Origin of the sequence: Staphylococcus haemolyticus (genome assembly GCF_006094395.1) — a bacterium.
Classification (GTDB): Bacteria; Bacillota; Bacilli; order Staphylococcales; family Staphylococcaceae; genus Staphylococcus; species Staphylococcus haemolyticus.
Genome location: NZ_CP035291.1, coordinates 2,380,734 through 2,405,553, shown reverse-complemented (window position 1 = coordinate 2,405,553; position 24,820 = coordinate 2,380,734). Strand labels below are relative to the sequence as shown.

29 protein-coding genes are annotated in these 24,820 nt (G+C 32.6%); 21 read left to right on the top strand and 8 right to left on the bottom strand.

What is annotated here, in order from left to right; genetic code table 11:
* Nucleotides 1–310 precede the first annotated feature (310 nt).
* The 6 genes from EQ029_RS11635 (at nucleotide 311) to EQ029_RS11610 (ending at nucleotide 3,008) form a co-directional block, all read left to right on the top strand.
* Entirely contained in the window at nucleotides 311–649 is a 339-nt protein-coding gene (locus tag EQ029_RS11635; RefSeq protein WP_370444495.1) for a pathogenicity island protein, read from the top strand.
* 24 nt (nucleotides 650–673) lie between these two features.
* The gene (locus tag EQ029_RS11630; protein WP_049395898.1) at nucleotides 674–1,381 is read left to right on the top strand and encodes a hypothetical protein; all 708 of its coding nucleotides are present in this window, start codon (nucleotides 674–676) and stop codon (nucleotides 1,379–1,381) included.
* 62 nt (nucleotides 1,382–1,443) lie between these two features.
* Nucleotides 1,444–1,902, top strand: coding sequence for a hypothetical protein (locus EQ029_RS11625; RefSeq protein WP_057504761.1), 459 nt, complete (start codon nucleotides 1,444–1,446; stop codon nucleotides 1,900–1,902).
* Between the two features lie 2 nt (nucleotides 1,903–1,904).
* Nucleotides 1,905–2,246: a hypothetical protein gene (locus tag EQ029_RS11620; RefSeq protein WP_057504762.1), complete on the top strand. Its 342-nt coding sequence runs from the start codon at nucleotides 1,905–1,907 to the stop codon at nucleotides 2,244–2,246.
* Nucleotides 2,247–2,250: 4 nt separating this feature from the next.
* Nucleotides 2,251–2,736 carry a terminase small subunit gene (locus tag EQ029_RS11615; protein ID WP_037559055.1) on the top strand — a complete coding sequence of 162 codons (486 nt, stop codon included), beginning with the start codon at nucleotides 2,251–2,253 and terminating at the stop codon, nucleotides 2,734–2,736.
* Between the two features lie 2 nt (nucleotides 2,737–2,738).
* On the top strand, nucleotides 2,739–3,008 hold the full coding sequence (locus EQ029_RS11610) for a hypothetical protein (RefSeq protein ID WP_011276817.1): 270 nt from the start codon (nucleotides 2,739–2,741) through the stop codon (nucleotides 3,006–3,008).
* 190 nt (nucleotides 3,009–3,198) lie between these two features.
* On the opposite strand, the gene EQ029_RS11605 is transcribed toward EQ029_RS11610, so the two are convergent.
* On the bottom strand, nucleotides 3,199–4,506 hold the full coding sequence (locus tag EQ029_RS11605; RefSeq protein WP_011276816.1) for a TrkH family potassium uptake protein: 1,308 nt from the start codon (nucleotides 4,504–4,506) through the stop codon (nucleotides 3,199–3,201).
* A gap of 1,511 nt (nucleotides 4,507–6,017) precedes the next feature.
* On the opposite strand from EQ029_RS11605, the gene EQ029_RS11600 reads away from it, so the two are divergent.
* Nucleotides 6,018–6,533 carry a GNAT family N-acetyltransferase gene (locus tag EQ029_RS11600; protein ID WP_011276813.1) on the top strand — a complete coding sequence of 172 codons (516 nt, stop codon included), beginning with the start codon at nucleotides 6,018–6,020 and terminating at the stop codon, nucleotides 6,531–6,533.
* On the opposite strand, the gene EQ029_RS11595 is transcribed toward EQ029_RS11600, so the two are convergent.
* The 3 genes from EQ029_RS11595 to EQ029_RS12950 form a co-directional block, all read right to left on the bottom strand.
* Nucleotides 6,449–6,877 (bottom strand): GNAT family N-acetyltransferase, encoded by a 429-nt coding sequence (locus EQ029_RS11595; protein ID WP_016931199.1) that lies wholly within the window; start codon nucleotides 6,875–6,877, stop codon nucleotides 6,449–6,451. The genes EQ029_RS11600 and EQ029_RS11595 overlap by 85 nt on opposite strands.
* A gap of 33 nt (nucleotides 6,878–6,910) precedes the next feature.
* Nucleotides 6,911–7,270 (bottom strand): DUF1304 domain-containing protein, encoded by a 360-nt coding sequence (locus EQ029_RS11590; protein ID WP_029376669.1) that lies wholly within the window; start codon nucleotides 7,268–7,270, stop codon nucleotides 6,911–6,913.
* Nucleotides 7,271–7,642: 372 nt separating this feature from the next.
* Nucleotides 7,643–7,705 carry an alpha family phenol-soluble modulin gene (locus EQ029_RS12950; protein WP_089046351.1) on the bottom strand — a complete coding sequence of 21 codons (63 nt, stop codon included), beginning with the start codon at nucleotides 7,703–7,705 and terminating at the stop codon, nucleotides 7,643–7,645.
* A gap of 519 nt (nucleotides 7,706–8,224) precedes the next feature.
* Between EQ029_RS12950 and EQ029_RS11580 the strand changes: the two genes are divergently transcribed.
* The 8 genes from EQ029_RS11580 (at nucleotide 8,225) to EQ029_RS11545 (ending at nucleotide 16,331) form a co-directional block, all read left to right on the top strand.
* Complete coding sequence (locus EQ029_RS11580; RefSeq protein WP_011276810.1) at nucleotides 8,225–9,724, top strand: NADH dehydrogenase subunit 5; 1,500 nt, start codon at nucleotides 8,225–8,227, stop codon at nucleotides 9,722–9,724.
* 15 nt (nucleotides 9,725–9,739) lie between these two features.
* On the top strand, nucleotides 9,740–12,310 hold the full coding sequence (locus EQ029_RS11575) for a DUF2309 domain-containing protein (RefSeq protein WP_057504763.1): 2,571 nt from the start codon (nucleotides 9,740–9,742) through the stop codon (nucleotides 12,308–12,310).
* Between the two features lie 69 nt (nucleotides 12,311–12,379).
* Nucleotides 12,380–12,742, top strand: a complete 363-nt coding sequence (locus tag EQ029_RS11570; RefSeq protein ID WP_011276808.1) for a Na-translocating system protein MpsC family protein — start codon at nucleotides 12,380–12,382, stop codon at nucleotides 12,740–12,742.
* 199 nt (nucleotides 12,743–12,941) lie between these two features.
* Nucleotides 12,942–13,634 carry a GNAT family N-acetyltransferase gene (locus tag EQ029_RS11565; RefSeq protein ID WP_011276807.1) on the top strand — a complete coding sequence of 231 codons (693 nt, stop codon included), beginning with the start codon at nucleotides 12,942–12,944 and terminating at the stop codon, nucleotides 13,632–13,634.
* Between the two features lie 59 nt (nucleotides 13,635–13,693).
* Nucleotides 13,694–14,380, top strand: coding sequence for a phosphatase PAP2 family protein (locus EQ029_RS11560; RefSeq protein ID WP_011276806.1), 687 nt, complete (start codon nucleotides 13,694–13,696; stop codon nucleotides 14,378–14,380).
* Nucleotides 14,381–14,412: 32 nt separating this feature from the next.
* Nucleotides 14,413–15,270 carry a patatin-like phospholipase family protein gene (locus tag EQ029_RS11555; protein WP_011276805.1) on the top strand — a complete coding sequence of 286 codons (858 nt, stop codon included), beginning with the start codon at nucleotides 14,413–14,415 and terminating at the stop codon, nucleotides 15,268–15,270.
* A 66-nt stretch (nucleotides 15,271–15,336) separates the two neighbouring features.
* The gene (locus tag EQ029_RS11550) at nucleotides 15,337–16,068 is read left to right on the top strand and encodes an alpha/beta hydrolase (RefSeq protein WP_011276804.1); all 732 of its coding nucleotides are present in this window, start codon (nucleotides 15,337–15,339) and stop codon (nucleotides 16,066–16,068) included.
* 14 nt (nucleotides 16,069–16,082) lie between these two features.
* A complete protein-coding gene (locus tag EQ029_RS11545) occupies nucleotides 16,083–16,331 on the top strand; it encodes a hypothetical protein (protein ID WP_011276803.1) in 249 nt (82 codons plus the stop codon).
* A 308-nt stretch (nucleotides 16,332–16,639) separates the two neighbouring features.
* On the opposite strand, the gene EQ029_RS11540 is transcribed toward EQ029_RS11545, so the two are convergent.
* The gene (locus EQ029_RS11540) at nucleotides 16,640–16,927 is read right to left on the bottom strand and encodes a hypothetical protein (RefSeq protein WP_011276802.1); all 288 of its coding nucleotides are present in this window, start codon (nucleotides 16,925–16,927) and stop codon (nucleotides 16,640–16,642) included.
* Nucleotides 16,928–17,077: 150 nt separating this feature from the next.
* On the opposite strand from EQ029_RS11540, the gene EQ029_RS11535 reads away from it, so the two are divergent.
* On the top strand, nucleotides 17,078–18,406 hold the full coding sequence (locus EQ029_RS11535) for a sodium-dependent transporter (protein WP_016931203.1): 1,329 nt from the start codon (nucleotides 17,078–17,080) through the stop codon (nucleotides 18,404–18,406).
* A gap of 52 nt (nucleotides 18,407–18,458) precedes the next feature.
* Here the strand turns inward: EQ029_RS11535 and EQ029_RS11530 are convergent, their stop codons facing one another.
* Together EQ029_RS11530 and EQ029_RS11525 are read right to left on the bottom strand one after the other, a co-directional pair.
* Nucleotides 18,459–18,998: a hypothetical protein gene (locus EQ029_RS11530; RefSeq protein WP_011276800.1), complete on the bottom strand. Its 540-nt coding sequence runs from the start codon at nucleotides 18,996–18,998 to the stop codon at nucleotides 18,459–18,461.
* A 120-nt stretch (nucleotides 18,999–19,118) separates the two neighbouring features.
* A complete protein-coding gene (locus EQ029_RS11525) occupies nucleotides 19,119–19,649 on the bottom strand; it encodes a pentapeptide repeat-containing protein (protein WP_057504764.1) in 531 nt (176 codons plus the stop codon).
* A gap of 273 nt (nucleotides 19,650–19,922) precedes the next feature.
* Between EQ029_RS11525 and EQ029_RS11520 the strand changes: the two genes are divergently transcribed.
* From EQ029_RS11520 to EQ029_RS11510, 3 genes are all read left to right on the top strand, one after another.
* Complete coding sequence (locus EQ029_RS11520; protein WP_037559533.1) at nucleotides 19,923–20,819, top strand: PLP-dependent cysteine synthase family protein; 897 nt, start codon at nucleotides 19,923–19,925, stop codon at nucleotides 20,817–20,819.
* A gap of 2 nt (nucleotides 20,820–20,821) precedes the next feature.
* On the top strand, nucleotides 20,822–21,967 hold the full coding sequence (locus EQ029_RS11515) for a bifunctional cystathionine gamma-lyase/homocysteine desulfhydrase (RefSeq protein ID WP_011276797.1): 1,146 nt from the start codon (nucleotides 20,822–20,824) through the stop codon (nucleotides 21,965–21,967).
* 439 nt (nucleotides 21,968–22,406) lie between these two features.
* Nucleotides 22,407–23,396 (top strand): LysM peptidoglycan-binding domain-containing protein, encoded by a 990-nt coding sequence (locus EQ029_RS11510; protein WP_011276796.1) that lies wholly within the window; start codon nucleotides 22,407–22,409, stop codon nucleotides 23,394–23,396.
* 62 nt (nucleotides 23,397–23,458) lie between these two features.
* On the opposite strand, the gene EQ029_RS11505 is transcribed toward EQ029_RS11510, so the two are convergent.
* Nucleotides 23,459–23,737 (bottom strand): hypothetical protein, encoded by a 279-nt coding sequence (locus EQ029_RS11505; protein WP_011276795.1) that lies wholly within the window; start codon nucleotides 23,735–23,737, stop codon nucleotides 23,459–23,461.
* A 128-nt stretch (nucleotides 23,738–23,865) separates the two neighbouring features.
* Between EQ029_RS11505 and EQ029_RS11500 the strand changes: the two genes are divergently transcribed.
* Together EQ029_RS11500 and EQ029_RS11495 are read left to right on the top strand one after the other, a co-directional pair.
* The gene (locus EQ029_RS11500) at nucleotides 23,866–24,255 is read left to right on the top strand and encodes an NUDIX hydrolase (RefSeq protein ID WP_011276794.1); all 390 of its coding nucleotides are present in this window, start codon (nucleotides 23,866–23,868) and stop codon (nucleotides 24,253–24,255) included.
* A 7-nt stretch (nucleotides 24,256–24,262) separates the two neighbouring features.
* The gene (locus EQ029_RS11495; protein ID WP_011276793.1) at nucleotides 24,263–24,727 is read left to right on the top strand and encodes a GNAT family N-acetyltransferase; all 465 of its coding nucleotides are present in this window, start codon (nucleotides 24,263–24,265) and stop codon (nucleotides 24,725–24,727) included.
* Nucleotides 24,728–24,820: the final 93 nt, after the last annotated feature.

Here is a 24,820-nt window from a genome sequence, read left to right as displayed (position 1 = left end):
ACTAAAAAAAGCTAAGTGTCCAAAATTTCACAAAGGGCAAAAATACGCTCTTTTATAGAACATTTGTTCTTATTAGGGGAACTTGTGAAAGTGTATGAAAATCTTTATTAATATTGTTATATCAGTGTTTAATCCGGATGATAATAAATAATTAAAATCAGCAAAAAAGAGAACATAAGTTTGCTTTTTAGGGATAAAATTAGTATAATAAAGGTAGTAAGAATTCTCTTTTTGAAGTAAAAAACTACTCCTTTTTACATTTTTATTACGTGTAACGTCCATCGAGATAAAAAAAATGGAGGTTATAACCGTGAAAGTAATTGAAAAAGAAAAAATAAAGGTACCAAACGAATATTTAAGGATTTATGATACTATTCAAAACTCAAAAGATAAGTATATAACTAAGTCCAAGATACTTAACTTAATGGGGTATGAATCCAACTCAACTAATGAAAGATGGTTAAGAAATGCTATTAGTAAGCTGATTGATGATTATGGTTACCCGATTGGGTGCAGCTATAAAAAGAACGAACGTGGTTACTATATCATCACTACTAATCAAGAAAAGCACCAAGCAATGCAAAGTCTTAAGAAGTTAGCAGACGGTAGTATGAGACGCTATGAGGCTTTAAAACGTATCGAATTATAAAATTAAAACGAAAGAGGTTTATATATGTACAATACAAACGCAGCCAAAACAGGAAGTGCTTACGACGTACTTTTTAATGATCGAAAATACAAAGATTTATTGGATAAAGTAGATGAATTTTTAGAAGAAACATTTATTATGTATCAACGTGGGTATAGATTAGATGCGATTGATGAGAAACAAAAACCGAAAGTAACTCAAATTGAAAATGAATTTAAACAATTTGCTAGTGATAAGATTAAGAATATTGAAAGTAGATTAGAAGAAATCGAAAAGGAATCGACAACCGAAAATATTTCAAACCCACAAGCTGAATTAATTAATAGACAAAATTTAAAAGCTCGACTTTCTTTTTACGATAACTCAGAAATCATTGAGTATGTCAGAAATGCTGACCCTAAAGAGATAGGTGTATATGAATTAAGTTTATTACAAAATATTTATGAGAATCGTTTTTCTGAAAATGAGCAAGGGCAAATTTCAGGTACTTTCACACAATTAAAAAGAATGGTTTTACACCCGTATGAAAATAATGAAGAATATAACGATTTAGCATATCAATATAATATTTTAAGACAAATCGGTATGGAGAACAGAGGTTCAGTCATTAACAAAGATAAAGACGGTTACGTTGTTATCAAACCATTGGCAGACAGATATAACGAGCAATTAAAATATGCTAAAGCTAAAAAAGATGGTGCAAGAAAGCAAGCCTACGCTTATAGACAATAAAACATTACTCAAATGCCTATCCTTTATTGGGTAGGCTCATTCTATATAATGGGGGTATCATTGTGGACGAAAATATTAGTGCACCATATCAACAAACAAAAATCTCAGAATATGAGTTGTTGACCAAATACAATCCAAAGTATATCAATTCTAAAATTAAATTAGCCCAGTCACATATAAGCGAAATGTATCACTTAAGCACTTCGATAACGACATGTGACGATATTATGGGAGTGATTTCTGTCTCATATCCAGTTGATAAACTTGTGATATGGATTTGTGAAAAGAAAGCTGATTTGAAACGATTTAAAAATGATTCATTGGTACGTCTATCCTTATTAAAGCAGGTGCTAAATACCTATACAAAAGAAGAACAACAGCAGGTGGTTAGATACATGCAATCACATGGACGTATAAAAGAACACAGGCTCATTGAACGTTTGCAGGTAGATTTGTTCAACGTGGGTCATGGTAAGCCTTTAACTAAGGCTAGTGAACCCCAACAAGTAATGGTGGTGTGATTATGTTTGTTGGTGATAAAGAGACGCTTAAAACATTTATATTAAAGTACCATAATAATGTGGATGATGATTATAAGGATGTATCAGCTAATGATTTCTTTACGTTAAATGATGATGTAGACGAATATTCATATCAAACAATTAATGCAGATGACCATATATTTATGAATGACCTGGATATCCTGGTTGATCGTATTGCAGATTTTAGAGAATACAATATTTTTATGTTTCTATGTAATGGACGCACATTTGGTGATATAGCTCAAATACTAGAAATATCTAAAACAAGAGTCCAACAGTTATTTGATGGTTTATTAAATAAAATTATAGAAAATAAGGAGTGATTCAATGGACAAACTAACGCCTAAACAAGAACGTTTTGCGAATGAGTATATTAAGACACTCAATGTTACTCAAAGCGCTATAAAAGCAGGATATAGCCCTAATAGTGCACATGTAACGGGTAGTAGGTTGCTGCGCAAAGAGAAAGTGGACGAATACATTAAAAGTAAGAAAGATGAGATAATGGACGATACCATTTTATCTGCAAAAGAAATATTGTATCTATTAACACAATCAGCTATTGGAGACGAGACAGAGACTAAAGAGGTTGTGGTTAAGAAAGGGACATTCCAACGTAATCCAGACACTGGACGCATGAACCTTGTGTATAATGAGCATGTGGAAAAGGTAGACGTACCTATTAAGCCTAGTGACCGTTTAAAAGCACGTGATTTATTAGGTCGTTATCACAGTATATTTACAGATAAAGTAGATGTGAATATGGTTACTCCTGTTTTTGTAGATGATATAGGTACCAATGAGGACTGGTAACCATGTGTGATACTGCCGATAAATTAAATATGATTAGCATTGAAGATATGTATAACAGAGCAATGGCGATAAAGAAATGTTCCGTCATCTATTACGATGATCTTATGAATGATAAAGAGTGTGCAGTGTGGCATACGTTGAGTAAAACACAAAAAGGTTTAGGAGTAATACTACCGTTTAACTTAATGATTGCAAGAAACGGTGTAGATAGGCGCATAGTACCATCTATAAAATTAAATGATGATAGGATATTTATTTATCCGAATAGATAGCGTTGGGCTTATTTACGATAGGGTTGATGTGAACAAAGTTGTACCTACGTTTATTGATGATATAGGGAGATTTGAAGAATAATAGAAGAAAATGGAGTTACACTCCATGCTTTTAATATTACTAAGAAATCATTCTGCTTTTTGATATAAATAAAGGCCTTCTCTATTTTTCATAGAGGAGGCTTTGTTATTAAATATGAATATGTCCTTTTGAGTAATGATATTTTCTAGGGCTTCTTGGAGGAATAAAAGCTCTTGCCATAGTCAATAAGCCCACTTTACCAAATAGCATAACAATCACGATAATTAGTTCTGTTAAGCCGTTATATTCAGATGTTAGATCCATAGTCAAACCAACAGTCCCAAAAGCGGATATAACTTCAAACAATATTTTAACTAATGGTATGCTTGGATTAATAATTGTTAATAAAAAAGTAATAACGAATATGAAAATAATAGAAATGGTAATTGTCACGATAGATAGTTTAATATATTTGTCAGATATTTCTCTATTAAATAAAGAGACAGTATTTTCTTTACATATAGCATTTAAAACAAAAATAAAAACTATTGCAAATGTCGTTACTTTAATACCTCCAGCAGCACTAAGAGGCGCTCCTCCAATAAACATAAGTGCCATTAATAATAAAGCGGTAGGAGTTTTAATATTTCCCATATCAATACTATTGAAACCGGCTGTTCTTGTCGTTACCGATTGAAATAAGGCATTACCTATTTTTTCAATCAATCCCATATTATTTAAAGTATTGGATTGTTCTAATAAAAAGAATAATATAGCGCCAAAAATAATTAAAATAAAAGTAGTTGAAAGTACCACTTTTGAATGAAATGAAAGCTTATTAAGTTTTTTGCAGTTAATCAAATCAACAAGTACGAAATGTCCTAATCCACCTAGAACTATTAAAAAGGGGACAGTAATAATAACTACTGGATCGTTAGAAAAGTCTATTAGATTATTTTTAAATAAGGCAAAACCAGCATTATTAAAAGCTGATACAGCAGTAAATAAACTTATGAATAATCCCTGTCCAATTCCAAATTTAGGTATAAATGATAGACTTAAACAAAATGCACCTATCAACTCTGTAATAAAACTATAAATCGCTAAATGCTTAATTAATTTGACAACTCCTCCAGCTTCATCTATATTCCATGTGACCATAATTAAAAATCTGTTTTGCAGTGAAACCTTTTTATTTAAAAACACAAATATGAGCATTGTTACGGTAACAATACCAAGCCCACCGATTTGTATTAATAATAATATAACTACTTCTCCAAGTAGGTTAAATTGGGCTCCTATATCAACTGGAGATAAACCCGTAACAGTGAAAGCGCTAGAAGCAATAAAAAGAGCGTCTATAAAGGTTATAGGTTTTTTACCAGTATAGGGTAAATAAAGTAAGATAGCCCCTACAAGCGTCGTTGAAAAAAAGAGCATTAAATAAAAGTACAATGATTTATTAGCTTTACTCATGATTTATACTCCAATATTTATATTCTATTTTGATAAGTAGATAATATCATAAATAGAATATAAAATATAACAACCATAGAATAACAATTAATTAGAAAAAGAATGAAGTTTAACATAGAATGATAATGTAAATGATTAGCACACGGACAAGTTAGATATTTCATTTTAAACGTCACTAATATAGTGAGTGGTGGTTTTTTGTATCATAAGACACTGAGAAGCGTCCTGTGTTGCAGTGAGAAATACATTGTAAATTCATCTTTACACACTAATAAAAACTTTTAACAATTATTTAATAGACATTATCTATAAAAAAAGAGATAATAATTTCCAGAGGCTAATATAAAGCCTCAGCTGTCCTATAGAGTTTATTAAATGAAGCCCTTAGCTATACGTGGATATGTAATTGTTAAAAGAGGCTAACCTTAATGGTTGGTCTCTTTTATATATATACAAAAAACCTCATTAATCATTTGACTAATGAGGAGAGTTTATTTTATGAGCTTAATCTATTACACCCATGCTTAAATTAATATAAACATATTTTATTTTATTATTCTGTAATTATTCATGACGAAACACATTTTTTAAAGACGCTGAGAGACGTATTCTAATGCAGCGAGAAATAGGAATACGTACAAATATATATTGATCGTTACAAATACAAGAGTAGAATTTTATATGTGAAATCATTGTGTGTCATCAAATATTAATAGTAGAAAAACAATAATGAATATGTAATAATTAACGAGTGAGATTACCTTTGTTATAGTATTACCCTTACCTTATATCCTTTTCGTCTATTAGTACGTTTCATACTCACTTAGGTAATCTCTAACTTTGTTAAGTATACGGCATAAGACTCGAGGGGCTTAATGCCCTTTTTATAATGAAAATTGACTTTGATGGAGAGTTTATATTGATTGAAATATAAACAATAGTTTTTTTAAAATATGATAATGTGGTAAATTAAATATATGTTGAATTCCCTTCAACATATAGAAATGTTTTAACACAAGCATTTCTCAAACTTTTCCTTTTATTGAGGCAAATCCTAGCGATTGCCTCAATTTTTATGTTATGATTTACTTACTCTCGAAAAGAGAGAGTGTGTTTTAGATTAGTATCTTTAGATAATATTGTAAGTCAACGATATCATTTTGAAAACATTCTCCCCTAAAAAGATGTTTTCGAACCCCTTTCGCCACATCTTAATTGATGTGGTTTTTTTAGTTTTAATGAATTGCAAATAGCATAATCTTTAAAATTAAATGCATTTTAAAACAGAGGGCAAAAAAAGGGCATATTTTTGAAACTAAGGGCAAACGTATGAACATAAATTTGGTTATTGAGCAGTTATAACTACTGATATAAACCTATTTTGAAAGAATACGATATTATATAAAATAAAGTTTACGATTGAGTGGGAATAGAAGTTAAAATGTAATTTTAGGCTAGAAATACCTTTGTGATAGGGTTTCTAGCCTTTTTTAATATGAGAGGTTTTGAAAATGAGATTAAATAAAATCGAGCTTCAAGAAAAGGATTATCCTAAGGCATTGGCTATTTGGGAGCGTTCAGTTATTGCTACACATGACTTTTTAAAAGAGAAAGATAGAATAGCACTAAAAAAGGAAATCCCAACATACTTCTCGCATGTTGAGGCATATTTGTGGTTTGATGGTGATGATGTCATTGGATTTTCAGGGACTAATGAAGCTAATTTGGAAATGCTATTTTTAGATCCTAAATACTTTAAGCAGGGTTATGGCACGGAAATACTGCAAACTTTAATTCAAGAGCATAAGGTTCAATATGTGGATGTAAACAAAGATAACCCCAATGCCGTGTCATTTTATCTCAAAAATGGATTCAAACAATATGATGAATCTGCAAAAGATGGACAGGGTAGGGATTATCCAATCGTACATCTTAAATTGTTTTACTTCTTCCATGCCATTAATAATTCAGTATGGTTTGTTTTATCAATATTGGCGTCAATTTTTATGAAACCTAAATCCGTATAAAAATGAACGGCGCGATGGTTTTCTTCAAATACTTTTAAAGATAAATAATCATATTCAGATTGTAAATGCTTAATGAGTGCATGCCCAATCCCTTGGTCTCGAAATTCCTCTTTTACAAACAAACCGGCTATGTAAGTGTCATTAAGCCCGCAAAATGCGACAATGTCCTTACCATTTTTATAAACGTAAACATCAGCATCCTTAAGAGCGTCAAGTACAGTAGTATAGTTGTCTATCCAATAAAAACTATCAATAAAGGTATGTGTATCTAAATTTGCATTAAGCCAAATATTTCCTAAAATTTTTATAGTTTTATGATTTTTCTTTTTTAAATGTTCTATCATAGCAAACACCAACTTTATATATATAGTAGATAATTAAAGTAATAAAGAGATTAAAGCTAGAATTGGAAGGGTTCCTTGTTTAAGGAAAATACTAATATGACTCGTTAACCCACCGTAAACAGCTACTATAATGGTATAAATTAGAATTGGAATGCATAGTTGTTTAGGAGCACTACTGAAAAAAAGACCATAAATTAGAAGTAAACCAATCAAGCCATTATACACTCCTTGGTTCTTAAGAAGGGTATTTATGTTTTTATTATTCAGTTGACTAACAGGAATACCGAAGACTTTGCTCGTTCTATCGGAAGTCGTTGCTATGGTCTCTAAATACATAATAAATAGAAATTCAATCGCTACAAGTGAAATGAGTATTATGGATAGTATATGAATTTAAATCAGTCCTTTCTGTAAATGATAAATTGTATTTTTATATGCATCTCTATTACTTGTTTGATTATTACCCTAATTTTAGTAGCATTTGTGTGAAATAGGAGTTTTAATAAGAAAAATTCACTAAACATTAACCGATTTAGTGATTTGAAGGAAATTTTCGACACATTTTTAAGCGTTTTCACAAAATTGTTACATGCATGAACGCTAAAATATGTTACTTTATAGTTAAACAAATAAATTCATTTTATCCACTGACGTTCAATTCTTATATATAGGGATTGAGCGTTTTGTTTGTATGCACAAAAAAAGAGTGAAATCATCCGATTTCACTCTTTTTTATATGGAATGTTTATGTGCGTAATGCGAGACTTATTTTTTAGTTAAGTCGATGATGAATTTAACAAGTTCAATAATACCAGAAATGATTCCCATTTTGAGTACCTCCTTATTAAATGTTAAATAAAGTATATCGTGACTTTGAGAGGATTTGTTTGGTAATTCCTAACTCAATGAAAGCGTTTCGTAGTCGTTAGATTTCAGACAACTTAATACGATAAATCATGCCTATCTGAAAGATTGAAGTGTAACGTGTTATTAAATGTATGAAAGAACTTCCAATTACTATAATAGATTGACTTTTTAGCAATATTTTCTTATATTGTATGTATTACGCTGATTTTTACATAGGTGTTTATCAAGCATTTGTGCAAGGAATTTTTCGAAATCCATTGTTCACTTGAAGGGTAAGGCATATGTTCAACGATACATATTAGGTAGCTTGAAAAAGCATTTATACATATTAAGTAAATGAGTTCTCATAGAAACCTACAATAGTTAGTAAATATCTGATACCTAAGGATAAAACTAGACTATTGTAGGTTTTTTCTTATATTGTTAATAGTATAAGGGAACTTTTTATATGAAATAGATTGAAGACATGGAGGAGCGGCAATGTTAAGTTCTGGTTTTTTACTAACATTATTTTTCGTAACGCTTGTCATTGCAGTGTTAAGTGGCTTAATTTTTTTAGTGCCATCGGTTCCTGTAAAATACATACGTTTACATTTAACTTTACTTCTATTACCTGTCATTGTAGGAGTAATTGGATTAATCACTATTAATGGCAGAGAAGTTATAGGTATCTTTGCTCTAGATAAACTAGCTTGGTTAGTAGGTGCCTTTGTATTAGCTTTAGGTTTTATTATTCAGAAATTTTCTGCACGTTACTTATTAGGCGATCGTAATTATCGCAAATACTTCCCGTTATACACATTTACAACAGTATTTGCGTCTATTGGTTGGTTAAGTAATGATTTACGCTTGATGGTTATTTGTTGGGGACTAACATTATTTTGTCTAACACAACTTATACGACTAAACCGTTCTTGGAAAGTGCCGGCTGAAGCAGCAAAAGTATCTGCGCGTTCATTTATCATTGGATGGGTTGCTTTATTATTAGCTGTAGTTGTATTTTTCATCGGTACTGGCGATTGGGTTATCGATCCATCACAAGATTACGATGTTTCAATGAGTTATGGACTGAAATTAATTGTAGATTTATTACTTGTTATTGCTGTTATTATTCCAGCAGCACAATATCCATTTCAAAGTTGGTTAATTGAGTCTGTTGTTGCACCAACACCCGTATCTGCAATTATGCATGCTGGTATTGTAAATGCTGGTGGTATTATTTTAACGCGTTTTTCACCAGTATTTGATAATAATATTGCATTAACGTTATTACTTATTATTTCAAGTATTTCAGTACTTATTGGATCAGGAATTAGTTTGGTGCATGTTGACTACAAAAGACAACTTGTTGGTTCAACAATGAGTCAAATGGGTTTCATGCTTGTGCAATGTGCTTTGGGTGTTTATTCTGCTGCGATTATTCACTTGATTTTACATGGCATATTTAAAGCAACGCTATTTTTACAATCAGGGTCAATAGTTAAACGATTCAATATTCCAACACCACCAAATGTTAAGCGTTCTTATGCTTGGACAGTATTAGGAAGAACATTAGCCGTTGTTATTGCTATTATCTTCTTTTTAACAAGTTCGCATACACCTTACACATTAATTAGTGCCTTTATCCTAGCATGGTCATTATCTGTATCATGGAATCAAATGGTTGCACTAAATAGAGGTATGATGGGAAGAGTAATTGGCATTGCTATGCTTATCATTGTGGCACTCGTTTATGTTGTGACACATGAAGTATTTGTTAATATTTTAAATAGTGTATATATGGTAACGCCACATCCACCATTAATTAGCGTTATCATTTGTGTGGCCATTCTAGTATTAGGTAGTATCTTTAGCATTTGGGTAGCACGTCGTCGTTCATCAACAGCTTTCGCTAAAGTATATTTATGGCTTGTAAAAATTGGAGAAGCAAAATTTAAATCGGTTGAAAGTCATCCGAACTACTTAAAGAATTATTTATAAGAGGTGAAATCTAACATGACAATAACTAAACATAACATAGAAGAAACAGTTAAATCGGCACGTCGTGTGATTACACCACTATCTCCTATATCTATCTTTGCAGCACGTAATCCATGGGAAGAAATGGAACATGGAACGTTTGATCAAGTAGCTCAATGGTTTAAACATGTTCGTGATATAGATTTATACCCAAGTCATGCGTCAGTGATGACTGCTTTAGAAAATGGAGAGATAGACCAGAAACTTGTAGAAACAGAAGTACAACAAGCTATTAAAGACTACGACACTTCAGTGCCAAAATCACATATTGATATTTATTGTAAAAATGCGATGCGCATCAAAGATTTGCCTACAAACCTAATTACTAAAGAAGCATACTTAAAGATTGAAGTATCTAAGCTCAAACGTGTATTTGAAAATGAGCCTTTTAAATATGCACGATCAAAAAGTGCGAATGCATTTAATGCTAAAGGTGAATCTTTAATGGATGAACTTAATACACATATTATTAAGTGGTCCAAATTATATTTAGATAATTTCCAATCAAGTTGGACTATGCCTAAAAGAGAAGAAGGATTCTATATTTCTTGGCTACATTTAGCACAGCATGATCCAATGCTTACTAAAACACAACGTAAAATGATTAAGACATTGCCTCAAGATTATAGAGAGGCTTTAATCATGGCATTAAATCATTTAGATATAGCTGAAGATGAACGTGAATCATATTTAACAGGTCATTTCCTATCATTACCAGGTTGGGCAGGCATGATGTACTACCGTGCTGAACAACATGAACATGAAGCGGATTTGTTAACACAGTATCTTGCTATAAGATTAACGATGGAGTGTATTTTACTAGATACTGAAAAAATGAGCCGTCCGGCAGTCTTAAATGTTGAAAGACGAATCAAAGAGCTTGTAAGTAAATGGTTATATTATGGAGAAATGTCAATTGATGATTGGGCCTCAATGTCTATAGAAGACCAACTGGAACATTTGAGATTTGCTCACGATTTTAACCCACTCTATTTCAAAAAATTATGGCTTGAAGCGTGGGAAGAAACACATGAACGTGAGTTAGTCGAAGCGATTTATGATAAATCTGTTAAACCAGTAGAGCAAGAAACTCAAGTCCAATTAGCTTTTTGCATTGATGTGCGTTCAGAGCCTTTTCGTCGTCATTTAGAGAGTGAAGGACCGTTTGAGACGATAGGTATTGCAGGATTCTTTGGTCTTCCAATTAGAAAAGAAGTGTTAGATGAACAATTTACGCATAATTCATTACCTGTCATGGTACCACCAGCCTATGCCATTAAAGAGTATGCCGATCGCCATGATTTAAACACGTATAACCAACAACAACATTCGGTTACATCCATGTTTTATACATTCAAATTGATGAAACATAATGTCTTACCGAGTTTACTCTTACCAGAATTAAGCGGACCATTTTTAAGCTTAAATACGATAGCGAGTACATTAATGCCGAAGAAGACAGGCCACTTTGTTCGTAATTTTACGAAGAATTGGTTGAAGAAACCCGAAGCTAAATTAACAATAGATCGTGAGCATGAAATTTATAGTGATTTACCAATAGGATTTACAGAAGAAGAACAAGTTGCTTTCACTAGACAGGCACTACAGTTGATGGATTTAACGACAAACTTTGCACCTTTAATTGTATTAGGCGGTCATGGAAGTGTGTCTAATAACAATCCTTATCATGCTTCGTTAGAATGTGGCGCTTGTGGAGGCGCGTCAAGTGGATTCAATGCTAAGCTATTGGCAATGATGTGTAATTTACCACATGTACGTGAAGCTTTAAAAAATGAGGGTATAGTGATTCCTGACTCAACCGTCTTTGTTGCTGCAGAGCATAAGACGTCTATCGATGAATTAGAATTTATTTATATGCCAGAATTAACTAAGGAAGCTCAAAATGCATTGGATATGTTAAATGAAGCTATGCCACGTATAAGTTATAAAGCGAATTCGGAACGTCTCGCTAATCTTCCTGGCTTAGATCAAGATGATTTGAAAGACCCGGTTGCAGAAGCGCATCGCTTTGCGAATGACTGGAGTGAAATCCGTCCAGAATGGGGCTTAGCTCGTAATGCAGAATTTATTATTGGTCAGCGTAATATTACTGCAGGTACCAATTTAGAAGGACGAGCTTTCTTACATAATTATGATTGGAAGAAAGACACTGATGGGCAATTATTAAATACAATTATTTCGGGTCCAGCTTTAGTAGCACAGTGGATTAATCTACAATATTACGCGTCGACTGTTGCACCACATTTTTATGGAAGCGGAAATAAGACTACCCAATCAGTAACATCTGGTGTTGGCGTCATGCAAGGTAATTCAAGTGACTTATTGGCTGGGTTACCTTGGCAATCGGTTATGGCTGCAGATAATAAAATTTATCATTCTCCAATTCGATTGTTAGTTGTTATCCAAGCGCCAGATCAATATATTAAAGACTTACTTGAGAATAATATTAAATTCAAACAGAAAGTTGATAATCAATGGGTACGTTTGGCTAGTATTGATGAAAATGGTAGTTGGAAAGACTGGTAGAGAGTTCGGTTTTTTCGGAAAAAGTGATAAAATAAAGTTAATCAATTAATAGGAGACAAATGATTAATCATGGCTAAATCTAAAGGTGCTTATGAGGCAGAGATTAGTAAGGCAATTACACAATGGGAAAAGGATTTTCTCGGACGTGGCTCACTTTCAGTAAAAACTGATATACTACGCGATATGATTATCGTCAACTTACAAGGCGTATTAACTCCTGCAGAATATCGAGTATGCAAGACACAAGAAGGTTTACTTAACATTAAACGTACGCGGTCGGAACTTGTGGAGTCAGGACAAGATGATTTGATGCAATTAATCTTAGATATTACTGGCGTCAGTGTGAGTAGTTTCCATAGTGATTTAAGTACGATTACAGGCGAACGAGTGATTGTATTTAAACTAGATACTAATTTGGAAAAGCAACTTTAAACTCAATGTCGTTAATGTTAATACAATTTTAAAGAGGCACCCTAAAAGTTAGATTATTATGCTGACTTTGTAGGGTGCTTTTAAGTATAAACGTTTTAATTAATGAATTATCCATTTATATTTAAATATTTCTAATTAAGAGATTATTTTATTGGATTAGTGTACAATTTACACAAAGAGAATCTAGGAGTTGAAAGTGATGCGCGTAAATGAGTTTAAGCAACCAATTGGAGAAGCATTAGATGACTTTGTGACGCCGTCTTTTCCTGATGCACAAACGCTAGAGGGCAGTTATGGAAGGTTAACAAAGCTAAGTATTGAACACATAAATGATTTATATGACGTTCTATGTGATGTTGAATCGAGACGCATTTGGACGTATCTTTATGAGGGCCCTTTTGATTCTAAGACCGAATTTGAACAATACATTAAACAACTTATTGATAGTAAAGATAAATATTTCTTTACGATTTTAGATAATGTGCAACAAAAACCTTTAGGTATTCTAGCATTAATGCGTATAAATCCAGAACAAGGGTCTATAGAAGTAGGCAATATTATCTACTCTAAAACGTTAAAGAAAACACGTGTGGCTACAGAAACTCAATATTTGTTAGCGAAATATGTGTTCGAAACGTTAGGCTACAGACGATATGAATGGAAATGTGATAACTTAAATGCACCTTCCAAACATGCTGCGCAACGATTTGGATTTACATATGAAGGATTATTTAGACAATCTAATATTTGTAAAGGTCGTAATCGTGATACTGCTTGGTTCTCATTGTTGGATAGTGAGTGGCCAGATGTAAAAGCAAGATTTGAACACTGGCTTGAACTATCTAATTTTGATCAGGAGGGACAACAAATTAAACATTTAAATGACTTTTAATAAGTAAAATACATGTTTAATTATTCTTGAAAATAATGAAATTAGGGACTGGTAAGCGTATGAATAAACAAATAAGTGAAATTTCACCTAAGATGACGTTGCCTATGTTCATGATTGGGTTAATTATTTTTGTCGTTGTTGCAATAAATGTAATTCACGATACATTATTGGTTCAAAATGTCGATATAGGTTCTTTACATTGGCTGACAGATTATTTTGGTGAGCCGGAACGTAAATACGGCGATGGTATTTGGCATAATTTCATGACTTTTTGTGCTGAGATAGGAGAAGTAAAGTCAGTTATCTATATCACACTATTTTTAGCAATTGTTTTATTGTTTAAACATTATAAATTATCGATTTGGATGGTTTTAACTATAACGAGTGGTACGTTATTAAATTATTTAATTAAACAACTCATCGAGAGACAACGTCCATTTAATCATTTGATGCGAGACCACGGATATTCATTTCCAAGTGGGCATTCTAATGCAAGTACGTTACTTGCTTTAATATTGTTAATTATTTTAATTCCTTTAATAAAACTCAAAGCAATAAGGATAATAGCCAATACTATCACTATTATCATTTGGATAGGTGTGCTGTGTTGCCGACTATATTTTCATGCGCATTATATTACAGATGTAGTTGGAGGCGTTACACTAGGTATCATTTGGGTAGCATTGTTTTTAATGATATTACCATTGTTTTATCTTAATTTACGTAATAAGCCTAATAATAAATAGTTCAATATCTTTTTTACAAAGGGGAGATGGCAATGTCAAAAGATAAGGAACGTACTTTAGTTCTTGGCGGAGGCGGAATTACAGGAATTGCTTGGGAATCTGGCGTATTAGCTGGATTGATTGAAAGTGGTGTAGGTTTAGAGTTAGCAGATAGAATCATAGGTACATCTGCAGGTTCGTTTGTAGGTGCAGTACTAGCTAACGGTTATGATATGCGTACATATTACTATGAGCTAAATGAACGAAGAGATGATAGTGATCATGCGACGCTTTCTTCAGATATTTATCGGTTATGGCAGAATGCATTTATCGTAGGACGTGATGATGCGACTAAAGTAGGTCAAATGATGGGTGATATTGTATATACGCGACCTTCACGTGTTGATTTAACTAAACGTAAACAAGCCATTCGTCAACGTTTAGGCGATGTAGGGTGGCATGATAATTTAGAAATTACTGCTATGAATGCTAAGACAGGAGAAGTCTCTACATTTCATTCACATAGCAACGTAACACTTGAGGAAGCCGTGACAGCGAGCGGTGCAGTACCTGGCATTTGGCCACATATACGTTTGAACAATTGTGATTGGATTGATGGAGGTATGGTTTCTCCGACAAATGCTATGTTAGCTAAAGGTGCAGACAGTATTATTATTTTAGCGCCGATAGCAGATGGTTTAGGTATGATGCCAGGTGCATTTGATGATGCGAAATTATTAAGCGAGCATAGTCATGTTTTAGTAATTAGTCCAGATAGTAAGAGTAGAGCTGAAATTGGAGATAACATTTATAATCCCAATAACATACTAAAAATTGGCAATGCTGGTTATGAGCAAGGAAAGTTACTTGTACAACGTATTCATCTGGAATTTTGCGAGTGGGTTGAATGATTTGAAGATTTTAAGACTACGCGCAGTATTATAATATACTAATTTTAGAATAAGGAGAGAGTAAGAATGAAAGTAAAATCACCACGCCCAATTAATTTAAAGGGGACACGTAAAGAAGCGGTCTTATTGCTTCATTCATTTACTGGAACGATTCGTGATGTGAAACCCTTAGCACAAAAACTTAATCAAGAGGGTTATACATGTTACGCACCTAATTATAAAGGACATGGATTACCACTAGATCAGTTTACGCAATATACTGTTCACGATTGGTGGAATGATGTCTTAAATGGTTATCAATACTTGAAAGATGAAGGGTATGAAACCATTTATGCAACAGGGGTATCATTGGGCGGATTATTCACATTGAAATTGGCTGAAACGGTAGACGTAGCGAAAATTGCGGTTATGTCAGCACCAAGTGAAAAAGAAGAAGCTGGTATAGTATGGCGTATGGAACGATATGGTCAGCGTATGAATGAGTTAATGAATTTAGATAGTGATGCTTCACAGGAACAGTTTAATTACATAGAGGACTATCGTCCAAGTGTTCGTGTATTCAAAGATTTCATTTCCAATATTACTGCTCATTTAGGTGATATCAAGACACCAGCGAGAATTCTTTATGGAGAAAAAGATGAACAATCTTATCAAGATAGTGCACATTATATTTATGAGCACATTAATAGTGAAGATAAAGATTTAACAAGTCATCCTTTAAGCAAGCATCTCATGACGCATGGCGAAGGCAGTGATAAAGTAGAAACACAAATTGCAGAATTTTTCATGACTAATTGAGTGGAGCGAATGTGATGAAACGTACATTTTTACTAACTTATATAACGACATCTGGAAAACATTATAATGAGTTTAAAACTTTTAAAAATGGTCCTGATAAAGATGCATGTATTCAACGTCTTATTGATGAATTTGATGAACTTGCTTATTTATTTTTAAAAGATGGCCAACAATCTCATTATATCAATGTTGATCACATTGAAAGTTTGAGTATTCAAGAAGTTACTGAGGGACAAGACGTCGTATACGATTTTAATGATTAAATTAGCTATTAGTATGATCAATATATAGGGAGTGGGACAGAAATAATATTTTCTCAAAATTTATTTCGTTGTCCTACCCCGGCAAGGATGACTAGGTTTGAAAAAAGCTTGATTCAAGCGCATTTTCAAATCAGTCAGCTACTGACAAAATGATAAAATAGGCTGAGACATTTTATTTTGTCCCAGCCTCTATTTTAATGTTTAAAAAGCACAATGACTTTACCACAAAAAAATTAAATATTGTAATTTGATTGATAAGTTAGTTTAACTAAGTATTAGACAATGAATGTTGTCATACGCAATAAGCATTATTTCATTTCGTTTAGAAATTCAAAGATTTTTTCTCGTTGATTAACAACTATTTTATGAACATTTTTGTTCTTATCAATTATTTTGACACCATTTGGGACAATGAATAAAGTATTAACTTTCGAAACTTCTTGAATATGTTGATAAGGTACGAAGACTGAATCAGCTTGAATGTTAAATGAGTGAGGAGTAAATCTAAATCCATCATCCTCAAATACAATATGGCCCCCTACAGCTTCTACGCCTTTCCAATAATTAGCTTTAATTCTTTCATGAAGTAAACTCATTATATTCCCCCTTAGGCAATCACTATTAGTTAAATTTTACTATAAAGATAAAAAAATAAAAAATCTATGTATATTGCACTTATAAGCAAGACGTGTTAAAGTATTACTTAAGTGCATAAACGCTTTAACGCGTTAAAGGGAGTGGATGAATTGAGCAAAGAGTCACAATGGAAGACATCAACCGGATTTATCTTAGCCAGTGCGGGATCGGCAATAGGACTAGGAGCAATGTGGAAGTTTCCGTACATGGCAGGCATTTATGGTGGCGGAGCTTTTTTACTTTTATTCTTAATATTTACTATTTTTGTAGGGTTACCGCTATTAATTATGGAATTTACAGTAGGTAAGATGGGACGTACTTATACTACTCACATATATAGCAAGTTAACTGGTAAGAAATGGCTAAACATTATTGGATGGAATGGTAATTTAGCAGTATTTATATTATTTGGATTTTATAGTGTTATAGGTGGATGGATCATTATCTACATTGGTAATGTCATCTTACAAATGTTATCTATTGAGAAAACGACACTGACAAATATTAATTTTGAAGCAATCATTAGTAATCCATGGCTAACTGTTTTAGGCCAGGGGATTTTTATCTTTTTAACAATGATAATCGTCATGTTGGGCGTTGAAAAAGGGTTAGAAAAAGCATCTAAAGTAATGATGCCGCTATTATTTATCTTTTTAATTATCGTGGTAGTCAAATCTTTAACTTTAGACGGCGCGATAGACGGCGTGCGTTATATTCTACAGCCACGTCTAGAAGATATTTCAATGGAAGGTATTCTATTTGCGTTAGGTCAGTCATTCTTTACGTTATCATTGGGAACAACTGGGATGATTACTTATGCAAGTTATGCGCCAAAAGAAATGACAATAAAGTCATCAGCAATTTCAATAGTAATTATGAATATTTTAGTATCTGTATTAGCTGGTTTAGCCATATTTCCAGCTTTAAAAACGTTTGGATATGAACCTCAGGAGGGGCCAGGACTATTGTTCAAAGTTTTACCATTAGTATTTAGTCAAATGGGCTTTGGCGTTATGTTTTATTTCATATTCTTAATCTTATTCTTATTTGCTGCATTAACTTCTTCTATTTCGCTATTAGAATTAAACGTATCTAATTTCACTAAAAATGATAATTCTAAGCGTAAATCTGTAGCATTTATCGCAAGTATATTGGTATTAATTATTAGTATTCCAGCTACGCTATCATTTAGCAGTTTAAGTGATATTAAATTTGGTGCGGGAACTATTTTTGATAATATGGATTTCATAGTTTCAAATATTTTAATGCCTTTAGGCGCACTTGGGACAACATTAGTAGTAGGGCAATTATTAGATAAAGAAGCTTTAAAAGAAAGTTTCGGTCGCGACAAGTTCAAATTCTTTGCGCCATGGTATTTTTTAATTAAATTCGTTATGCCAGCCGTTATTATACTCGTGTTTATCGTTCAATTATTCTAAAGATCATACAATATAAAAAGGTTAGTCACACATATGTGGCTAACCTTTTTTACTAATTGAAACGAGCATTTATATAATCTCGTTCAATTTCTAATAGCTCTAAATAATCTTCAGACATGATTTCTTTACCAATTTCTATATTTTTAGAAACAATAAAGTCAGCAAGTTTATGGTTTTCCTCATCAGAGTCAAAGAATGAAAGTGCTCTTTTTATTGTATCTTTTTCAGAAAAAAGAATTAACGTACGACCGTACACTAAATCTTCCTTACTTCTTTGATAAGAAGCCTCTAAAAAAGCAAATATTTTTGAACCATCATTATATTCAAAAGCTGAGTCTATATCACCTTGAACTTTATCAGCAATATTAGACAATCTTGACTGTTCAGCTGGATCTTCTGGTCTATATTGATCTCGTATATACTCTTTCCACTTAATTAATTCTGAAGCAATATGTTCTTTTAATTCTGAATCATTATTATTTGTTTTAAATGCGTCAACTTGTTGTCGTAACTCGCTTAAATCCATTAAATCTTCACGGTTATGTTGACTCGATTCAAACGCTTCATAGTGATCATTTTCATGTGTAGACATCAATCTCCCCCCCTTTAGATACTTTGATTCTTTATTCCTTTTAACACTACATCTAAAACATATCAGTTTTGATATTAAAAAGGGATATGTTAGAAATGATACAAATGTGGAACAGTAGGATTACATGTTTTCAAAACGAACGTCTTGTTTGCGTAATTCTTTCATCACTTTCTCAGAAATTGCTGAATTGTTGATTGAAACATTTTTAAATACACAATCTTTAATTTTAACATTGTCTAGGCTACATAAATCTAATGCCACATTTTCAAACACGACTTTCTTTAAGACAACATCGTTGAAAGTGACGTTGCGTAAGCTACAGTCTTTGAAGGAAGTCTGTTCTATAGTTAGTACGTTGAATTGACTATCATCGAATGTAGTTACACTGTAGTTTACTTTACTCATTAACGTTTTAAAGAAATTAATGTTTACAAAAATACTACTGCTAAAGTCACAATTAATTAATTTAGTGTTAGACACGGTATGAACATTTTTAAATATGCCCTCAGAAAAGTCACAGTTTTTAAAATAACTCTTATTAATTTCTAAATCGTCGTACATAGCGTTTCTAAAGGTACTATTGGTATATTTTATGCTTTTATAGTGTTCATTAGTAAACACAGATAGAGATAAATCGGCTTTTGATGTCATTACGATTCTCCTTTAAGTATTATTAATACGTATAATCAATTATTGTGTTTGCATCGATATTATCGTAACACGAGTATTAAGTTGAACGATAGTTATTGAGTTCTTATATATTACATGGAAAAGTTTAAAATTTGCAGTTTTGCATAAATCTAAAGATTATCGTATAATTCATAGTGATTGAGTAAGAATTATAAACTAAATTTGGGGTTAATGAATACTATAAACAGAAGGTAGGTTGAGTCAAAGCGAATAAGAGCGCTTTAGATAATTAATATGATTGCATTTGACTTAATAGGACAAACACCACTCGTATTACTGGAGAGTTTTAGCGATGAGAACGTTCAGATTTATGCTAAATTAGAGCAATTCAATCCAGGTGGTAGTGTAAAAGATAGACTAGGTAAATACCTTGTTGAAACAGCCATAAAAGAAGGTCGAGTTTCTTCGGGGGACACGATTGTTGAAGCTACAGCGGGAAATACTGGAATAGGACTTGTAATTGCTGCTAATCGGTATCATTTAAAATGTGTTATTTTTGCGCCAGAGGGCTTTTCTGAAGAAAAAATATCAATTATGCGTGCATTAGGCGCAGATATTAAACATACGCCTAAAGATGAAGGCATGATTGGTGCGCAAACTAAAGCAAGAAGCTACGCCCAAGAATACGGGGCAGTATATATGAACCAATTTGAAACGGAATATAATCCATCGGCATATACGCATACGTTAGGTAAACAACTGACTGATACTTTGCCAAACATAGACTACTTTGTTGCAGGCGTGGGTTCAGGAGGTACGTTTACAGGCGTTGCACAACATCTTAAACAGTATAATGTAAAGAATGTGATCGTTGAACCAGAAGGCTCAATATTAAATGGTGGCGAAGCACATTCGCATGATATTGAAGGTATTGGTTCAGAAAAATGGCCCATCTTTTTGGAACGAAGTTTAGTAGATCAAATCATTACAGTAAGTGATAAAGATGGCTTTGACAATGTTAAACGTTTAGCACAACAAGAAGGATTATTAGTAGGTAGCTCATCAGGCGCTGCTTTACAAGGTGCTTTAGACATTAAAAATCAAATCGATAAGGGCGTTATTGTAACCATTTTTCCAGATGGAAGCGATCGTTATATGTCGAAAAAAATATTTGAATACAAAGGAGAATAATGATGAAGAAAAAAACACAAATGATTCATGGTGGACATACAACAGATGACTTTACAGGTGCAGTTACGACACCTATTTACCAAACAAGTACGTATTTACAAGACGAGATTGGTGACTTAAGACAAGGATACGAGTACTCTCGTACAGCTAACCCAACACGTACAGCGATTGAAAGTGTTATTGCTAATTTAGAAAATGGTAAACATGGTTTTGCTTTTGGCTCAGGTATGGCGGCTATCAGTGCGGTCATCATGTTGTTAGATAAAGGTGATCATCTTATTTTAAATTCTGATGTGTATGGTGGAACTTATCGTGCCCTAACGAAAGTATTTACACGTTATGGCATCGATGTTGATTTCGTAGATACAACTCATATTGAAAATGTCAAAGACTATATTAAACCAGAAACTAAAATGTTATATGTAGAAACACCATCAAATCCATTATTGCGTGTAACAGATATTAAACGTACAGCAGAAATTGCAAAAGAAAATAACTTAATTTCAGTAGTAGATAATACATTTATGACACCTTACTATCAAAATCCATTAGATTTCGGTATTGATATTGTATTACATTCAGCTACTAAATATATTGGCGGTCATAGTGATGTAGTAGCTGGTTTGGTTGCAACTGCCGATGACGAGTTAGGAGAACGCTTAGCCTTTATTTCAAATTCAACAGGTGGTGTTCTTGGACCACAAGATAGTTATTTATTAGTTCGTGGTATTAAAACATTAGGATTACGTATGGAACAAATTAATCGTAATGTTGAAGCAATTGTTGAAATGTTACAAAACCATCCGTCAGTTCAACAAGTATTCCATCCAAGTATTAAAGACCATTTAAACCATGATATTCATGTCGCTCAAGCAAGTGGTCATACAGGCGTGGTTGCTTTTGAAGTGAAGGATACTGAAGCAGCAAAACAACTTATTCGTGAAACAAACTACTTCACATTAGCTGAAAGTTTAGGTGCAGTTGAAAGTTTAATTTCAGTACCTGCTTTAATGACACATGCATCTATCCCTGCTGATGTCCGTGCTAAAGAAGGTATCACTGATGGACTCGTACGTTTATCAATCGGTATTGAAGATACAGATGATTTAGTTGAAGATTTAAAACAAGCCATTGATACTTTGAACTAAATCAAATGAGTTAAGACAAAAATAATATTTTAATTCTACATTATAGTTAGAATTAACTGACTGAGGATAGAAGATATCTTTTCTCAACTCTAGTCAGCCATATGGGGGTGGGACAATCAATTTTGTTCCACCCTCTTAATTTTTAATAAAAGTTAAATCTCAATAGTTGAGAATGTGTTATACACTTATGAAAAGTAAATTATATTTCTATGCATATTATTTAAAATTTAAAAGTAGTGTACAAAAAATTCATAGATATGTAATCAAATTGAAATGGAATATCATGCTAAATTGTATTAATTTAGTATAAGTACACTACTTGAACGGATAAAAGAAAGAAGTATGTAATAAAGATTTAATACAGATAAGTGTCTAGTACAACTAGAAGTAAGTGGTGAGTAACCGAATGAACAAGCATAAGATTAAGGAGGCGCTTTGTATGAATAAAAAAATTCTAGCAACAGCAGTATTAGGGACAGGAGCACTTAGTACATTATTTGCTCATCAAGCTGAAGCATCAACAACGCACACAGTTCGAAGTGGTGAATCTTTATGGTCTATTTCACACCATTATGGTATCACTGTATCTAAATTAAAATCATTAAATGGCTTATCATCAAATCTTATTTTTCCAAACCAAGTATTAAAAGTTTCAGGATCTTCTAATTATTCAAGTCGTTCAAATTACGGTAATTCAAGTAGTACATATACTGTTAGAGCAGGGGATAGTTTATCATCTATCGCTAGTCGATATGGTACAACATATCGTCATATTATGAATTTAAATGGCTTAAATAGCTTTTTAATTTTCCCTGGTCAACAATTAAAAGTATCTGGGTCTGTAAGTTCAAATTCACACTCAAGTTATAATTCAAATAGTGGTGGTTCATCAAGTACTTATACAGTACGTTATGGGGATTCACTGTCATCTATTGCTAGCCGATATGGTACAACATATCAACATATTATGAGATTAAATGGATTAAATAATTTCTTTATTTATCCTGGTCAAAAATTAAGAGTTAGTGGTTCAGCTTCTTCAAACACTTACTCAACGCGTTCAGCACAATCAACGTATTATTCATCACCAGTATTTAATCATAGAAATTTATATGATTGGGGACAATGTACATGGCATGTGTTTAATCGTCGTGCTGCTATTGGAAAAGGTATTAGTACTTATTGGTGGAATGCCAATAACTGGGATAATGCTGCAGCTAGAGATGGGTATCGTATTGATGGTAACCCAACAGTAGGTTCAATTGCACAATCAGATGCCGGTTATTATGGTCATGTAGCATTTGTAGAACGTGTTAATAGCAATGGTAGTATTTTAGTTTCAGAAATGAACTTTAGTGCGAGTCCAGGTATTTTAACATATCGTACAATCCCTGCTTATCAAGTACGCAATTATAAATTTATTCATTAATTTATCAAAAAAAGCTAATCAAAAGGAAGTATACTTTACTTCTTTTGATTAGCTTTTTTATATTATTGGAAATTATAGTCTTCTTTAACTTTTCTAAAGCTTGAAGCTAAACGTGTAACATTAATAATGAATGATACGAATGATGTTAGCTTACGGAATTTGTAAGGAGATTTCATTGATACTACGAAATCTAAAAGTGTGCCTACAGTGCTTAGGCCTAAAGATAAATAAACTAGATTTTTATTTTTCGCGTCGAATTTAATACCGTTATAACCATCTACGATAAAGCCTGCTGTACTAACTAAATTTGAAACGCGCGTTAATTTTGATTTTTTTGCCATGAATAATACCCTCCGAAATATCTAAATGTCATCAAATAATCATTTAGTATATTATTATATGTTAACATCATACTAAAATAACATATATTTTTGAAGTACAAAACATTTCGTTAAAAAGGTGTGATCATATGATAAAGTGTGTTTGTTTAGTGGAGGAAACAGAGAACCAAATCTTATTAGTACAAGTAAGAAATAGAGAGAAGTATTATTTCCCGGGTGGTAAAATTGATGAAGGTGAAACGCAATTAGAAGCGATACAAAGGGAAGTAAAAGAGGAACTACAATTAGAGTTTCCACAAGAGGATTTCACATATATTGGAACGGTCATAGGCGATGCATACCCGCAAACGAACATGCTAACAGAACTAAATGGATTTAAACTTCAACAAGAAATTGACTGGAATAACGTTGAAATTGATAATGAAATTACTGATATACGTTGGTTCGATAAATCTGATACAACGTTAATAGCACCCGCTGTTATAAAGTGGATTGAAACATTTTCAGAGAGAAAGTAGGGGCATAATGGAAATTCGACCATATTCAAATCAAGATAAACCATTATTAGATGTATTTGAAATATTACCAGAAGATAGAAAATTCACTCGGACACCTATCCAAAATATTGATTTAGCTAAAGGAGACGACGAGCGTCACCCGACTCTTGTTATGAGAGATAATCAATGTGTGGGCTTCTTTACTTTACATGAAGGTCAGGGTGTTAAACCATATAGTGACAATAATAAAGCTATATTTTTCCGTTCATTTAGTGTGGATGCACGATATCGTGGTCAAGGTCTTGGAAAAGCAGTGATTCAACAACTACCAAGCTATATAAATTCAACATTTCCTTACATTAATGAAATAATATTAACTGTGAATACTGACAACGACAAAGCCATCGGATTATATAAGCGAGCCCAATATTCTATTACTGGAGATGCAATTTTAGAAGGGCGACCAGTTTACGTTATGAATTTTAAAATATAGATGCTTATAAATAAACAAGCCAGTGAATGAATTTATCAAGACTCATTTACTGGCTATTTTTGAGAGAACTGTGTCCCGGTTATTATATTTTTA

Bases quoted from the DNA above. Each gene is read 5' to 3' on its own strand.
- EQ029_RS11630 (WP_049395898.1), top strand. From the start codon at position 674: ATGTACAATACAAACGCAGCCAAAACAGGAAGTGCTTACGACGTACTT.
- EQ029_RS11620 (WP_057504762.1), top strand. From the start codon at position 1,905: ATGTTTGTTGGTGATAAAGAGACGCTTAAAACATTTATATTAAAGTAC.
- EQ029_RS11615 (WP_037559055.1), top strand. From the start codon at position 2,251: ATGGACAAACTAACGCCTAAACAAGAACGTTTTGCGAATGAGTATATT.
- EQ029_RS11610 (WP_011276817.1), top strand. From the start codon at position 2,739: ATGTGTGATACTGCCGATAAATTAAATATGATTAGCATTGAAGATATG.
- EQ029_RS11605 (WP_011276816.1), bottom strand. From the start codon at position 4,506: ATGAGTAAAGCTAATAAATCATTGTACTTTTATTTAATGCTCTTTTTT.
- EQ029_RS11600 (WP_011276813.1), top strand. From the start codon at position 6,018: ATGAGATTAAATAAAATCGAGCTTCAAGAAAAGGATTATCCTAAGGCA.
- EQ029_RS11595 (WP_016931199.1), bottom strand. From the start codon at position 6,877: ATGATAGAACATTTAAAAAAGAAAAATCATAAAACTATAAAAATTTTA.
- EQ029_RS11580 (WP_011276810.1), top strand. From the start codon at position 8,225: ATGTTAAGTTCTGGTTTTTTACTAACATTATTTTTCGTAACGCTTGTC.
- EQ029_RS11575 (WP_057504763.1), top strand. From the start codon at position 9,740: ATGACAATAACTAAACATAACATAGAAGAAACAGTTAAATCGGCACGT.
- EQ029_RS11570 (WP_011276808.1), top strand. From the start codon at position 12,380: ATGGCTAAATCTAAAGGTGCTTATGAGGCAGAGATTAGTAAGGCAATT.
- EQ029_RS11565 (WP_011276807.1), top strand. From the start codon at position 12,942: ATGCGCGTAAATGAGTTTAAGCAACCAATTGGAGAAGCATTAGATGAC.
- EQ029_RS11560 (WP_011276806.1), top strand. From the start codon at position 13,694: ATGAATAAACAAATAAGTGAAATTTCACCTAAGATGACGTTGCCTATG.
- EQ029_RS11555 (WP_011276805.1), top strand. From the start codon at position 14,413: ATGTCAAAAGATAAGGAACGTACTTTAGTTCTTGGCGGAGGCGGAATT.
- EQ029_RS11550 (WP_011276804.1), top strand. From the start codon at position 15,337: ATGAAAGTAAAATCACCACGCCCAATTAATTTAAAGGGGACACGTAAA.
- EQ029_RS11545 (WP_011276803.1), top strand. From the start codon at position 16,083: ATGAAACGTACATTTTTACTAACTTATATAACGACATCTGGAAAACAT.
- EQ029_RS11540 (WP_011276802.1), bottom strand. From the start codon at position 16,927: ATGAGTTTACTTCATGAAAGAATTAAAGCTAATTATTGGAAAGGCGTA.
- EQ029_RS11530 (WP_011276800.1), bottom strand. From the start codon at position 18,998: ATGTCTACACATGAAAATGATCACTATGAAGCGTTTGAATCGAGTCAA.
- EQ029_RS11525 (WP_057504764.1), bottom strand. From the start codon at position 19,649: ATGACATCAAAAGCCGATTTATCTCTATCTGTGTTTACTAATGAACAC.
- EQ029_RS11520 (WP_037559533.1), top strand. From the start codon at position 19,923: ATGATTGCATTTGACTTAATAGGACAAACACCACTCGTATTACTGGAG.
- EQ029_RS11515 (WP_011276797.1), top strand. From the start codon at position 20,822: ATGAAGAAAAAAACACAAATGATTCATGGTGGACATACAACAGATGAC.
- EQ029_RS11510 (WP_011276796.1), top strand. From the start codon at position 22,407: ATGAATAAAAAAATTCTAGCAACAGCAGTATTAGGGACAGGAGCACTT.
- EQ029_RS11505 (WP_011276795.1), bottom strand. From the start codon at position 23,737: ATGGCAAAAAAATCAAAATTAACGCGCGTTTCAAATTTAGTTAGTACA.
- EQ029_RS11500 (WP_011276794.1), top strand. From the start codon at position 23,866: ATGATAAAGTGTGTTTGTTTAGTGGAGGAAACAGAGAACCAAATCTTA.
- EQ029_RS11495 (WP_011276793.1), top strand. From the start codon at position 24,263: ATGGAAATTCGACCATATTCAAATCAAGATAAACCATTATTAGATGTA.